General features: G+C 38.4%; 13 protein-coding genes. 8 read left to right on the forward strand and 5 right to left on the reverse strand.

Going from position 1 to position 12905, the window contains the following annotated elements; translation table 11 throughout:
• Window positions 1-23 precede the first annotated feature (23 nt).
• The gene (locus V7K53_RS09630) at window positions 24-1331 is read left to right on the forward strand and encodes a glutamate-5-semialdehyde dehydrogenase (RefSeq protein ID WP_335197302.1); all 1308 of its coding nucleotides are present in this window, start codon (window positions 24-26) and stop codon (window positions 1329-1331) included.
• 63 nt (window positions 1332-1394) lie between these two features.
• Here the strand turns inward: V7K53_RS09630 and V7K53_RS09635 are convergent, their stop codons facing one another.
• Entirely contained in the window at window positions 1395-1904 is a 510-nt protein-coding gene (locus V7K53_RS09635; protein ID WP_335197303.1) for a GNAT family N-acetyltransferase, read from the reverse strand.
• A 384-nt stretch (window positions 1905-2288) separates the two neighbouring features.
• On the opposite strand from V7K53_RS09635, the gene V7K53_RS09640 reads away from it, so the two are divergent.
• Window positions 2289-3239: an L-lactate dehydrogenase gene (locus tag V7K53_RS09640; protein WP_335197304.1), complete on the forward strand. Its 951-nt coding sequence runs from the start codon at window positions 2289-2291 to the stop codon at window positions 3237-3239.
• 43 nt (window positions 3240-3282) lie between these two features.
• Here the strand turns inward: V7K53_RS09640 and V7K53_RS09645 are convergent, their stop codons facing one another.
• Window positions 3283-4698, reverse strand: a complete 1416-nt coding sequence (locus V7K53_RS09645; RefSeq protein ID WP_335197305.1) for an isochorismate synthase — start codon at window positions 4696-4698, stop codon at window positions 3283-3285.
• Between the two features lie 310 nt (window positions 4699-5008).
• Here V7K53_RS09645 and menA point away from each other — a divergent pair, with 310 nt between their 5' ends.
• From menA to V7K53_RS09660, 3 genes are read left to right on the forward strand one after another with little or no spacing between them, the layout of a single operon-like run.
• Window positions 5009-5905, forward strand: coding sequence for a 2-carboxy-1,4-naphthoquinone phytyltransferase (gene menA / locus V7K53_RS09650; protein WP_335197306.1), 897 nt, complete (start codon window positions 5009-5011; stop codon window positions 5903-5905).
• Window positions 5906-5918: 13 nt separating this feature from the next.
• Window positions 5919-6902, forward strand: coding sequence for an o-succinylbenzoate synthase (locus tag V7K53_RS09655; RefSeq protein ID WP_335197307.1), 984 nt, complete (start codon window positions 5919-5921; stop codon window positions 6900-6902).
• On the forward strand, window positions 6887-8272 hold the full coding sequence (locus tag V7K53_RS09660) for a 2-succinylbenzoate--CoA ligase (protein ID WP_335197308.1): 1386 nt from the start codon (window positions 6887-6889) through the stop codon (window positions 8270-8272). Before V7K53_RS09655 ends, V7K53_RS09660 begins: the two co-directional genes overlap by 16 nt.
• Here the strand turns inward: V7K53_RS09660 and V7K53_RS09665 are convergent.
• The 3 genes from V7K53_RS09665 to V7K53_RS09675 all read right to left on the reverse strand — a co-directional run bounded on the left by V7K53_RS09665 (window position 8265) and on the right by V7K53_RS09675 (window position 9617).
• Window positions 8265-8711 carry an acyl-CoA thioesterase gene (locus V7K53_RS09665; RefSeq protein ID WP_335197309.1) on the reverse strand — a complete coding sequence of 149 codons (447 nt, stop codon included), beginning with the start codon at window positions 8709-8711 and terminating at the stop codon, window positions 8265-8267. The genes V7K53_RS09660 and V7K53_RS09665 overlap by 8 nt on opposite strands.
• Window positions 8712-8892: 181 nt before the next feature.
• On the reverse strand, window positions 8893-9351 hold the full coding sequence (locus V7K53_RS09670; protein WP_335197310.1) for a type II toxin-antitoxin system VapC family toxin: 459 nt from the start codon (window positions 9349-9351) through the stop codon (window positions 8893-8895).
• Window positions 9348-9617, reverse strand: a complete 270-nt coding sequence (locus V7K53_RS09675; RefSeq protein WP_181927931.1) for a hypothetical protein — start codon at window positions 9615-9617, stop codon at window positions 9348-9350. The genes V7K53_RS09670 and V7K53_RS09675 overlap by 4 nt, the downstream gene beginning before the upstream one ends.
• Before the next feature lie 41 nt (window positions 9618-9658).
• On the opposite strand from V7K53_RS09675, the gene V7K53_RS09680 reads away from it, so the two are divergent.
• The 3 genes from V7K53_RS09680 to V7K53_RS09690 all read left to right on the forward strand — a co-directional run bounded on the left by V7K53_RS09680 (window position 9659) and on the right by V7K53_RS09690 (window position 12864).
• A complete protein-coding gene (locus tag V7K53_RS09680; RefSeq protein ID WP_335197311.1) occupies window positions 9659-9847 on the forward strand; it encodes a hypothetical protein in 189 nt (62 codons plus the stop codon).
• Between the two features lie 632 nt (window positions 9848-10479).
• Complete coding sequence (locus V7K53_RS09685) at window positions 10480-12429, forward strand: NACHT domain-containing protein (RefSeq protein WP_335197312.1); 1950 nt, start codon at window positions 10480-10482, stop codon at window positions 12427-12429.
• A 75-nt stretch (window positions 12430-12504) separates the two neighbouring features.
• Window positions 12505-12864 (forward strand): four helix bundle protein, encoded by a 360-nt coding sequence (locus V7K53_RS09690; protein ID WP_335197313.1) that lies wholly within the window; start codon window positions 12505-12507, stop codon window positions 12862-12864.
• The last annotated feature ends 41 nt before the right edge of the window (window positions 12865-12905 follow it).

Genomic DNA, 12905 nt, shown 5'->3' on the forward strand with positions numbered 1-12905 from the left:
AGGAAAAAGTAAAGATTTGTACTATGACTATTTTTGATATAGCTTCTCCCCTAATTGCGATCGCTGGACAAACCCGCCAAGCTGCAAGTAAGCTAGCGATTCTCTCCACTGAGGCAAAAAATCAGGCGATTGAAGCGATCGCTCAAGCTTTAGAATCAGCTAGAGATGAAATTTTACAAGCAAATGTTGCTGATTGTAAAGCTGCTACCGCCGAAGGAATACCTCAACCACTTTATAAACGCTTGCAGCTGGATGAACATAAATTAAGAGATGCGATCGTTGGGGTACGAGATGTTGGTAAGCTAGCCGATCCAATTGGTAAAGTCCAGATTCACCGCGAACTTGACACTGGTTTAATTCTCAAACGAATTACTTGTCCTTTAGGCGTTTTGGGAATTATTTTTGAAGCCCGTCCAGAAGCGGCGATTCAAATTGTTTCTTTAGCAATCAAATCGGGAAATGGTGTAATCCTCAAATGTGGAAAGGAAGCTGTACGTTCTTGCGAAGCGATAGTTAAGGCAATTAAACAAGGATTATCGCAAACTGCTGTTAATCCAGACGCGGTACAGTTGCTCACAACTAGAGAAGAAACTCTAGAACTTTTGAAGTTAGATAAGTATGTAGATTTAATTATTCCTAGAGGTTCTAATTCCTTTGTCAGATTTGTGCAGGAAAATACTCGTATTCCGGTACTAGGTCACGCTGACGGAATTTGTCATCTTTATATAGATAAAGCCGCCGATATTTCTAAAGCAGTTCCGATTACTGTCGATGCAAAAGCGCAATATCCTGCTGTTTGTAATGCAATTGAAACTTTGCTAGTTCACTCTTCTATTGCTACAGAATTTTTACCAAAAGTTGCTGAGGCTTTGCAAGAACGCCATGTGGAATTAAGAGGCGATCGACGCACCTTGAAAATTTTACCTAACATTGTACCTGCAACAGAGATAGACTGGGAAACAGAATATAGCGATTTTATTTTGTCCATAAAGATTGTAGACTCTATAGAAGATGCGATCGCTCATATTAACGAATATGGTTCTCGTCATACTGACGCGATTATCTCTGAAGATTCAGCATCTGTTGAAACTTTCTTTGGACTAGTAAATTCAGCTAATATATTCCACAATTGTTCTACCCGATTTGCTGATGGTTTCCGTTATGGTTTCGGCGCAGAAGTAGGAATTAGTACGCAACAAATGCCTCCTCGCGGTCCCGTTGGTTTGGAAGGATTAGTTACATACAAATATCAAATGACTGGCGACGGACATATTGTAGCTACTTACACCGGGGCGAATGCTAAAGCTTTTACTCATCAGGATTTAGCCTAAAACATCATTAAAAGTATATGCTCTAGTAACGCTAGAAATACACCGATTTATCCGGTGTATTTTTTATGTTAATAGTTTATTTGAGTTATCAAAAGTTTTAATTGGGCCATGCCATCGATGATCATTTAAGAAAACATCGTTAAAAGCTCCATTAGTGTATTGACTAATTACCTTGCTCCAAAAAGCTTGTGCGCCTAAGTTTAAAGCAGTCTGCCGTACTTCCCAACTGCCAGGAAACTGGTTGAAAATGTGAGTAGCTACCTGTTCACCAATACCTTGATTTCGATACTTCTTGAGAATAAAGAACTCGGCAATAGACATAGCATGGTTATCTTGATGAAGGTAGGTGTGCTGATTAACAAGTACAAATCCTGCCAGTTTTTCATCAACTTTAATCAGAAATGGGTGTCGCTCAGGTTCTGTCCAATAGTAATCAAGATATCGATAACCAAACAAGCCGCAGGTATCTACATCTTTAGCTTCTATTTCACTCAGGTCATACTGGTATAATTCCATTAAATTACACAGTACTGACTTCTGTTGTTGAGTAGCTTTTACCACTTCGATTTTCATAAAGCATCTACGATACTGAAACTAAAACATAATGAGCACCAACGATTTAAACAATATCTCACATCCTAATTGGGAAACATTGGAATCGATGTCAGATAACGACGTTGATTATTCTAAATATTCCATTATTAAACGATGAGTTTTTCGAGAAGACAATGTTGAGATTGCCAGGAACTCAACCACAGAAATTAATTCAGCTTGATCCAGAATCATAGCTTGGTTTCAATTCCAGGGTGTTGAACACGAAACACTCATTAATTCTCTCTTGTGTCAACATATTAAATCTTTGAAATGAAGCGATCACTTCAAGAATCTTGACTCGAAAGGGTTAATTTTGGAGTTAACATTAACCTATTGGGCTAGTTACAAAAAAGTAGATTTCACATGAGTAGCAAAATATCCAAGGTCGGTATTATTGGTGCGGGTAATGTGGGTGCAGACGTAGCAAATGCTTTAGTGCTACTCGGTAAATGTGTAACAGTCGTCCTTTTTGACCGAACTTTATCAAAAGCTGAGGGGCAAGCATGGGATATTGAAGATACCATTCCCCTGCTTAAAGACATGGAGATTGTACCATCAAATCAGTATGAAGATTTAGCGGATTCTGATATTATTGTCGTGACTGTTGGGGTGCAGCAAAAAGAAGGACAAAGCCGATTAGATACGTTGAGCGACAATGCACAGATCGTGCGTTCAACAATAAAAGAATTGGATCGAGTTGCACCGAATTCAATCATACTTATCGTTAGCAATCCAGTGGATGTACTAACACGGATTGCGATCGCTAGTTCCACTAGACCAGAAAAGCTAATTTTCGGCTCAGGAACCGTTCTTGATACTGCTAGACTGAGATATCAACTTGGTAAGCGACTGAACGTTAGTAAAAAAGACGTTCATGTTTATGTGATTGGAGAGCATGGAGACAGTGAATTTGTCGTTTGGTCTAATGCATTTATTGGGGGAATTCCGTTAACTAAATTTTCCATACCACAAGGAGCAACTCTGGAAGAAATTCAGGAAGAGTACGCAGAGTTAACCCGTAAGCGAGGCTATAACATTTTTGAACGTAAAGGAAATACTAGCTATGGCATATCAATAGTAGTTTGTCAGTTAGTTGATAGCATTCTGCGAGATGACAAGCAGATATTTCCAGTATCGGCCAGAGCAGATTCTAACTATGGAGTTGGCAGTGAAGTTGTTCTTGGACTTCCATGTATCATTAGCTCCCAAGGTATTGAGCGCCAACTGGTGTTACCAAGAAATCCTCATGAACAACGCTTATTAGAAGAGTCAGCCACCAAACTGAATGAAGCCTACAATTCTTTGGATAATTAAAATTAACTCAAATAGTCTGTTTAAAAACGTCCTTTTTTGAATTTTAAACTAACGCTTTCAGTAAAGCTTGAAGTTTCAGCTGTACCTCAGCAAATTCCCTATCAGGATCGGAGCCAGCAACGATCCCAGCACCAGCATACAATCTCGCGCGATCGCCATCAATCAATGCTGAACGAATTCCCACAATAAACTCGCAGTTACCCTGAGAATCTATCCAACCTAGAGGCGCAGCATATAAACCCCTCTCAAAGCTTTCATAACGACGAATTTCGGCACAAGCAACATCTCGTGCTGCACCCGCAACGGCTGGCGTAGGATGCAATTGTCCGACAATTTTTAATGGATGGATGTTAGTAGGAACTATCGCACTTATAGGTGTCCATAAATGCTGGATATTCGATAATTGTCGTAGGCGGGGTGCTAATATTTGAGGTGATAAACCTAGCTGAGATAGACGTTGAGTTATAAAATTAAGTACTAAGGAATGTTCATGCTTTTCTTTTTCACTATTTAGTAAGCGATTGGCATTAGCTGCATCTTCAGCAGGGGTTTTACCTCGTGGCGCAGAACCAGCTAAAGCATCAGTAATTAATTGTTGATTATTAATACTAATTAATCTTTCTGGACTTGCACCAATAAAATTTTGTCCTTTGCCATTACTTGTAGAAAAAATATAACAATTAGGATGATTGTGTCTAAGATTATTTAAGGATTTAACTAAGCTAAAGCGGTTGCTTGATTTTACATCTAAAATATCTGCTAAGACAATCTTACTTAAATGAGTAGACTGAATTTTTTCCAAAACAGATACTACTGAACGTTTAAATTGGGCAGAGTTTGTGACAGATTTTTTATATAAGTTTGTAGGAAAATAATCAATATTAGTAGAGTAATTTTCTAAAGTTTGGATAAATTCAATTTTATTTTGGATTTTCTCCAACAATCTTTCAATATTTACATTTGGATTGATAATTATATTTGTTACTAATATGCAACGCTGATTTTTTACGGCTACTTGCCAACGTGGAAGAAAAATGGTAGCAGATGGAAATGGATAATCTACTTGGGCGTTTTTATCAAAAAAGCTGAAATAACAAAAAAAGTGAGGCCCAGAAAAAGGTTGGTTTCCGTTACCAAAATTAATTATATTCTTTAGACAAGATTTGATAAAATATTCTGCTTGATTAAAACGGTCAGAGCCATCAATCTGTAATTTTGCTACAGCATCAATTGCCGCGATCGCTTCTCCTTTACCTCTGTCCTCAAAGTAAAAATTTATTTCATTTGCTTGTGTAAGTTTATCTAATACAAGTAAAGGGTCAACTAAATCAATTTCTTGGGAGACACTGACAATTTGTCTGCAATTATTTTTGACGCACTTTTCTTGCACTGCTACCAGAAATTGATATAAATCTTTGTGCTTTACAAAGAAGTTGCTACGACATGGTGAAACTGTCATGGATTTAACGATAGTAAATTTTTTTTAAGTTAACTTCCTAAAGTGTAATTAATCGTGGTCGTATTTTTACAGGTAACATATTAAGTTGCTATTTCACCAGCGTAGGGTTTGCCTTATTTATGGTGTTCTCAGACTATGATAAGACAGTTTCAGCCTGAGACTGCAACGTGAGGGTGAGTGTTAACAACACAAGGTTAAGAAGCCATAGTAAAAGTGACAGTTGTTTATATATCACCCATCTCTAACGTCTCTTGAAATCATAAAATCTCAAGTGTGAGTAATATTCCGGTAATTTAATTAATCACAACTGATGACTACCAAGCAAATTTTATATCCCAACACTAAGTTATGGATGGCAGCGATTAAACCGCCAATGTATAGCGTTGCCATTATGCCCATTTGGGTGGGAACAGCAGTAGCATTTGCCGAAACTAAAATTTTCAATGGTGTAGTATTTTCTACTTTTGTAGCTGCGGCAATCTTAATTCTTGCCTGGGAAAATATCAGTAATGATGTGTTTGATTCTGAAACAGGTATCGATCAAAATAAGCACCATTCTCTGGTGAACTTAACAGGCAATAAGCCATTAATATTTTGGATAGGAAATTTGTGTTTAGGTTTGGGATTGCTGGGCATACTAGCGATCGCCTTTTGGCAACATGACCTAACTGTTATCGGCATCATTCTACTATGCTGCGGTTTAGGTTATACGTACCAAGGGCCTCCCTTTCGCTTAGGATATCAGGGTTTAGGTGAGATTATTTGCTTTTTTGCCTTTGGCCCCTTAGCAGTGGAGGCAGCATATTACAGCCAAACGCGAACTTGGTCAATGACAAGTTTAGCAGCCTCAGTCATTGTTGGGATTGCCACAACCTTAATTTTGTTTTGCTCGCACTTTCACCAAGTCAAGGATGACATAGCCGCAGGCAAGCGATCGCCTATCGTCCGTTTAGGAACAGCAAAAGGTGCTCAACTTCTAGTTTGGTTCACTGCTAGCATTTATCCCCTCACCTTGCTGTTTGTGCTATTGGGAATTTCTACAGCTTGGACATTACTGAGTTGGGTGAGTTTACCCTTTGCTGTCAAATTATGCCGCCACGTCCAAGAAAATCACAACCAGCCGGACAAAGTTAGTAACTGTAAATTCATCGCCGTAGCCGTGCATTTCTGGGCTTGCTTGCTGTTCGGGCTGGGATTTATGCTTTAGCAATTACTAATTGATGCGTTATCAATTTAAATTTCGTCCATATCAGCGAAGATTTTTGCGATCGCTTACCACCAATCATGGTAAGTGGGATATTCGTGAAGGTATTATTCTTCGCCTTACCAATGAATCAGGTAAACTCGGCTGGGGAGAAATCGCCCCCATTAGCTGGTTTGGTTCCGAAACCCTAGAACAAGCCTTAGATTTTTGTCGCCAACTCCCAGTGGAAATCACAGACGAGATAATTTTCTCCATCCCAGATGAGTTACCCGCTTGTCAATTCGGCTTTGAGTCAGCGTGTGGGAGTGAATTCTTTTCAATGCCCAATGCCCCATACCCAATGCCCCATGCCCAATCTTTCAGTGGTTTATTACCATCTGGGAAAGCGGCTTTAAATCAATGGAAAACTCTATGGCAGAAGGGATATCGCACGTTTAAGTGGAAAATTGGTGTGAATGCGATCGCTGATGAACTAGAAATTTTTGAATCATTGATACACACCTTACCAGCCTCTACCAAACTGCGATTAGATGCCAACGGTGGACTCACTTATGAAGAAGCTAACTTATGGCTGCGGACTTGCGACAATCTCAAGGCAAATCCAGAACTACCTCTAGAAATTGAATTTATCGAACAACCGCTACCCGTTGAGCAATTTCAGCAGATGTTGGAATTGAGTACGAGTTATGAAACTGCGATCGCTTTAGATGAATCTGTCGCCACACTTGGGCAACTCGCCGCCTGTTATCAACAAGGTTGGCGAGGGATTTTTGTCATCAAGCCTGGGATCGTTGGATCGCCATCTCGTTTGAGAAAGTTTTGCCACCAGTATCAAATTGATACTGTATTTTCGTCAGTATTTGAAACTGCGATCGCAAGACAAGCAGCACTCCAGCTAGCAGCCGAATTATCCCAAAACAACAGGGCAGTTGGTTTTGGCATCGACCATTTTTTTGAACAAGAAGAAACGTGGTTTCAAAGTTTATGGAACGACCTTTAGACTGTCTTAATAACCTGGCTCAAAATGATTGGTTTATCGGTTATAACAGCCGTGAATTTAATCAAATAGCTCAAGAATTATATTTAGAACTAACACAATTATCAGCGTGTGGAACACTACCAAAAATAATCTTAGCTGAACGCGAACCAGTACGATTTTTAGCAAGTTTTATTGCTGCTTGTGCAGCGAATTGTCCAGTTTTTCTTTGTAACCCCGATTGGGGAACACAAGAATGGCAACAAGTCTTTGATTTAGTACAGCCAGATATTATTTGGGGAATAGGGAATAGGGAATGGAGAATAGGGAATGGGCATCATAATAGCCAATGCCCTATTCCCAATAGCATTATGATTCCCACAGGTGGTTCATCAGGAAAAATTAAATTTGCCATTCACACTTGGGAAACTCTCATCTCATCGGTACAAGGATTTACAGAATACTTTCAAATCAAACAAGTTAATTCATTTTGCATGTTACCGCTATATCACGTTAGCGGTTTAATGCAATTTATGCGCTCTTTTACCACCGCAGGTAAACTAGCTATTCAACCATTTAAAGCCGTAGAAACCAGTCAAATATTAAATATTAAACAATCAAAATTTTTCATATCTTTAGTACCAACACAGTTACAACGCCTCCTGCAAAATCCCGAATTAACTCAATGGTTATCTCAATTTAATACAGTACTTTTGGGAGGTGCGCCAGCATGGAACGAACTACTAGAAAAAGCCAGATTTCACCACATCCGGTTAGCACCTACCTATGGCATGACAGAAACCGCCTCTCAAATTGCTACCCTCAAACCAGATGATTTTCTCGGCGGTAAAATTAGCAGTGGTCAAATTCTTGCCCATGCAAAAGTAACTATTCGCAATCAGCAAGGCGAAATTTTAAATTTCAATCAAATCGGAAATATCACTATTCATGCTCAATCTTTAGCCCTTGGTTACTATCCGATAACCAGAGAAAAACAAACTGATTTCCAAGTAGATGATTTAGGCTTTTTAGACGAACAAGGACATTTAAATATTGTTGGACGTAACAGCGACAAAATTATTACAGGTGGAGAAAATATTTACCCAACAGAGATTGAATCAGCTATACAAGCCACTCAAATGGTTGCCGATATTTGTGTCATTGGCATTCCAGATAAACACTGGGGGCAAGCCTTAACAGCGATTTACATTCCCAAAAAATCAGATATCTCTGCCTTAAAAATCCAAACCCTACTCAAAGACAAACTCAGTAAATTTAAAATCCCTAAATATTGGATTCCCCAGCAAAACTTACCTCGTAACTCCCAAGGTAAGATTAACCGCCAAAAGTTACAACAAATAGCCACAGAATTCCTGCAAAATTCCATCACATAATCTCTCTCGACCTTCTTCTCTCTGCGTCCTCTGCGTCTCTGCGGTTCGTCTCCAACCACTGAATAATCTCATCAGGTAATTCCTGTTTACTTCTACTACTCACATCAATACAAACATGGCGAGTAATAGCCTTAGCAACTACCACCTCAGCCACAGTAATTTCATAAGTAATTTCAAACTTCTCAACACCTATTTTTTGGGGAATTAAGCTAATCAGCAATTTGTCCCCACCAAACATAGGGCGCAAAAAATCGACACTAGCATGAACAATGGGGAAAGCTACAGAAGGATTAGTAAAAAAATCTTTGAGATTAATACTTGATGCTTCTAAAGATTCTTCATAAGCTTCATGGCAAATACCCAAAACATTAGCAAAATAAACTACTCCAGCAGCATCAGTATCTTGAAAGCGAACAGTGCGGTTATAAGTAAAAGGCATTTTTGACAATTGAATATTAAAAAACAGCAGGTTTATACCCTGCTTTACAAACTAATTTTATTGCAACTAAGATAAGTCGGCGATCAAAATTTAATTTCCCCAATTCTGAGTTATGTATCGATTTGTTTAGCCTCATTCAATGCTTTGGGGTTGAATATATGCTGAGGAAAGGCGATCGCTTCTACATTGACTCCAACGCTGGAACCTCGAAGTCATTAAACGAGGAAACATTGTAAGACGAAGCGGCTAAAGCCTTTACCAGCTTACCGTCGAGAGTCAGCAAAGTAGCACCTACCTGCTGTGAAAGTGCAACATAAGAAGCATCGTAGGCAGAAGTTCCATAATTCAAGCTTATAGTAACTGCATCCGCCATCAAATCAGCTGTTGAAACAACACGCAACGGAAAAGCTTTCAGAGTAGCTAAATCTGTCTGAACCTCAGCAGCAGTGTACATCCTTGCACGAACATATTTCCAGAACGTGTTAGCACACTCAATGTAAAAAAAGTCTGGAACAAAAATTTCTGTCTGTGGATTGGCGAGATGACCGAAGAGTTGATTAACTTTGGCAGTTAGTGGGTCAGCAATAAAATACTTGATGCACACACTGGTATCTACCACGCATCTAAGAGGATTGCTCATCTATCGCGGTCTTCTCGAATTAGTTCAGTACTATCAGGTAATCCAAAGTCTGCTGGATTCAAGCGGCGGCGACGGCGACTAATTTCCTCTAGGAGTTTTGGGACATTTTTTCGCCTTTCCTCTTCCGTTGGCTGTGTTTTTGCCTGCAAAGCGTTCTGCAAGATTGTAATAACTTGAGCATCAATTGAGTTATTTTCAGCTTTAGCTAAGTGTTGTAGTTGTTCGTATAATTCATCAGGTATATTGAGCGCATGAATGGTAGCCATAGATTGACCTCCCAAAAGAATTTATTGGTAATGGTAGCACGATGGCAGTAGGGGGAGAGGTTAGGGAGCGATCGCCTTTGGTTTGTGGGTGCGATCGCTTTATTATTTCTACTACCCACCTGTTTCTTAATCCTTCTCCTCTAATTTCTCTGACAGAGATTTTAGTGATGTTTTTCGTAAAACCCAATCAAGATAAAGTACAAGAATCTGCATTTGCAGAAAGTTGTTAGCACTTTTGATATTTGCATCACTCAGCACCCATTTACAAAACTTTTCCAGCAGTATTCCAACAACAACTTCAACAGACTTATTTACAACCAAAGGGATTAGTGTTTCTAGCATTGCGATCGCCTCAGTAGCTTGACTGAGTTCAATGTCGCAATTTTCTTTTGTAGTTATTTATCTGACTTACCTTGACTTAGCCTGACTTACACTGATTTAACTCCACATTTTGATAAAAACTTTGGCTACACTGGCTTATAAGTAATTGTGGGAGTGGTCAATGTCTATACCAGAGGACTTTCTTAAGCAACTGGAGCAATACAGTGAATTGTCGCACCGAGAGAAAGAAGTCTTTGTGGAAATATTCGGTCTTAGTAAAAGTCGAGTACAGGTAACTCAAGAATTAAACATTTCTGAAAGTAACGTCAGTACTTGCCTTACAGGTATTTACAAAAAATTTTCTATCCCTGGTAATGGCCCTGTTAAAGAAAGTCGCTTACGGGAGTATCTGAGCAAAAGATACTCACAGCAAAAACCCCCTGGCGATTTAACTAGAGATGACGTAGATGATTCTATTGATACTTTAGTGCAAGAAATCCGCAAACAAATCAAACCCTACATCAAAGAAAAGTGCGGAACCATGAAGGTATTAGATATGCCTAAGCCAATTGAGTTAACAGGAAAACAAGGTATTTACACAAATGTCAATATTCTGGAGGAAATAACAGGACGAACACGACTAAAAGTTGCAGAACTAATGCAAAGCTGTGACTATGATAACTTTGAGCGGATTGGACTTAGCCGGGTAAAACAGAAACGAGTCTCAGGGCTAGAGGTTGTACAGCGTCATAGTAAGCTGATGGTTTTAGGCAAACCAGGAGCAGGAAAAACCACTTTTTTACAATATCTAGCAATGCAGTGTATTGAAGGGAGATTTCAAGCAAGCAGAGTTCCCCTGTTTATCACATTAAAAGATTTTGCAGAAGCACCTAAAAAACCAGATATTTTTAAATTTATTGTTCAACTATTATCAACCTATGGGGTAACTCATACCAGTGCGGCAGTAGAGAAACTTTTAAAACAGGGTAAGGCGTTGGTATTGCTGGATGGGTTAGATGAGGTACGAGAGGAAGATACCAAGCGTGTTTTACGACAAATTCGGGAATTTTCCGACCTGTTTCATACCAATCAGTTTGTAATTACCTGTCGTATTGCTGCCAAAGAATACACCTATCAAAGTTTCACAGAAGTAGAAATGGCAGATTTTGACGAAAAACAAATAGCTATTTTTGCTCAAAATTGGTTTCAGTTGACTGATCCAGTTAAAAGTCAAAGATTCATTGAAAAACTAAAGGAGAATAAACCAATCCAAGAACTAGCAAGTAGTCCTTTACTTCTGACATTATTGTGTTTGGTGTTTGGAGATAGTGGAGATTTCCCAGCAAACCGTTCTGAACTTTATCAAGAAGGATTAGATGTATTGCTGAAAAAATGGGATGCCAAACGCAATATTGAGAGAGAACAGGCCTATAAAAATTTGTCTTTGCAGCGTAAGGAAGACTTGCTGAGTCAAATAGGCTTAACTACGTTTGAGCAGAAAGACTATTTCTTTAAACAAAAAACGACCGAAGTATACATTGCTGATTTTATCCGTAACTTACGTGATGCTGATACAGATCCAGAAGTCTTGAAACTCGATAGTGAAGCCGTTTTAAAATCTATTGAAGCACAGCATGGACTACTAATAGAACGAGCAAAAGGCATCTATTCCTTTTCTCACCTGACGTTTCATGAATATTTTGCCGCAAGAGAAGTAGTTGCCAACTCTGCCTGGCAAAATTTGGTAGAGCGTATTACAGAGAAACGCTGGCGAGAAGTTTTCTTACTCACAGCAGGGATGATGAGGAAGGCTGATGATTTGGTGTGGATGATGAAGATACAAATTGATAAAGTCTTAGCACAAGATAAGAAAATACAGCAATTTTTAGTATGGGTAAATGAGAAGACAAGTTCGGTTAAAACTACTTATAAACTAGCAGCAGTTCGAGCTTCATACTTTATATTTACAAATGAAATTATGTATGACTTTACTCTTTATGGGTTTAAAGATATGAGTCGCAAAATTTACTCTAAGTTAGCTGTACAAATAGATCAAAGATTAATTCAAAATTTTGAAGCTAATGAAATTAATATTGATGGTCTAATGTTATTCTTAATTAGTCGTTCATTGGATATAAATTTCTATCATGAAAATTTGTATCAACTTCTTGGTGAAATATCAAACTTAGATTTTCGGCAACAGATTAGAGAGATTCAGAATGAACTACCTACTCTAAGTCAAGATAAAGAAGTTCTTTCAGAGTGGATAGTTACCGATAAAGATATTTGGGTTGAAAAATTTCGCTCTGTAATAATAAAAAATCGTAATATTGGGCATGACTGGCAATTCAGCAACATACAGAAGAAACTGTTAAAACAGTATTATGATGCAAATCAACTCTTGGTGGATTGTTTAAATAGTGATTGTTATATTAGCCGAGAAGTCAGGCAGGAAATTGAAGATACCTTATTTTTACCAATTAAAAGTTAAGAATTTAGTAGAAGCTGAGACAATACCAAACACAAAGGAGAAAAACGGTAAAGTAATTTATTTTAATTTTTAATATTGACTAATGAAAAAAGATATTTGCGATCGCAAATATCTTTTTCAGTTCGCATAGTCAAATTGTGCCAGTTTTTAGATGACAAACCAGGAGTAGCGCGAACCCTTGCTCAACAGTTATTAAGGTCAGGAACATCGATTGGAGCTAATGTAGAAGAAGCACAAGCTGCTCAAAGCAAAGCAGATTTTATCAGCAAGCTGATGATTGCACTAAAAGAATCCCGTGAAACCCAGTATTGGTTAAGATTGCTTATTGCTTCCGAAATAGTACCTCAAGAAAAAATTAGTCAACTCCAATCCGAAGCCGAAGAACTAACAAAAATTCTTGGTGCCATAATTATCTCCACCAAAAACCCCATCTAACCTCATCCTCTTCAATTTTTAATTTTTAATTTTCAATTTTT

It is taken from the genome of Nostoc sp. (genome assembly GCF_036917355.1).
Lineage (GTDB): Bacteria > Cyanobacteriota > Cyanobacteriia > Cyanobacteriales > Nostocaceae > Nostoc.

Coding starts and splice junctions, on each gene's coding strand:
- V7K53_RS09630 (WP_335197302.1), top strand. CDS start 24: ATGACTATTTTTGATATAGCTTCTCCCCTAATTGCGATCGCTGGACAA.
- V7K53_RS09635 (WP_335197303.1), bottom strand. CDS start 1,904: ATGAAAATCGAAGTGGTAAAAGCTACTCAACAACAGAAGTCAGTACTG.
- V7K53_RS09640 (WP_335197304.1), top strand. CDS start 2,289: ATGAGTAGCAAAATATCCAAGGTCGGTATTATTGGTGCGGGTAATGTG.
- V7K53_RS09645 (WP_335197305.1), bottom strand. CDS start 4,698: ATGACAGTTTCACCATGTCGTAGCAACTTCTTTGTAAAGCACAAAGAT.
- menA (WP_335197306.1), top strand. CDS start 5,009: ATGACTACCAAGCAAATTTTATATCCCAACACTAAGTTATGGATGGCA.
- V7K53_RS09655 (WP_335197307.1), top strand. CDS start 5,919: ATGCGTTATCAATTTAAATTTCGTCCATATCAGCGAAGATTTTTGCGA.
- V7K53_RS09660 (WP_335197308.1), top strand. CDS start 6,887: ATGGAACGACCTTTAGACTGTCTTAATAACCTGGCTCAAAATGATTGG.
- V7K53_RS09665 (WP_335197309.1), bottom strand. CDS start 8,711: ATGCCTTTTACTTATAACCGCACTGTTCGCTTTCAAGATACTGATGCT.
- V7K53_RS09670 (WP_335197310.1), bottom strand. CDS start 9,351: ATGAGCAATCCTCTTAGATGCGTGGTAGATACCAGTGTGTGCATCAAG.
- V7K53_RS09675 (WP_181927931.1), bottom strand. CDS start 9,617: ATGGCTACCATTCATGCGCTCAATATACCTGATGAATTATACGAACAA.
- V7K53_RS09680 (WP_335197311.1), top strand. CDS start 9,659: ATGGCAGTAGGGGGAGAGGTTAGGGAGCGATCGCCTTTGGTTTGTGGG.
- V7K53_RS09685 (WP_335197312.1), top strand. CDS start 10,480: ATGAAGGTATTAGATATGCCTAAGCCAATTGAGTTAACAGGAAAACAA.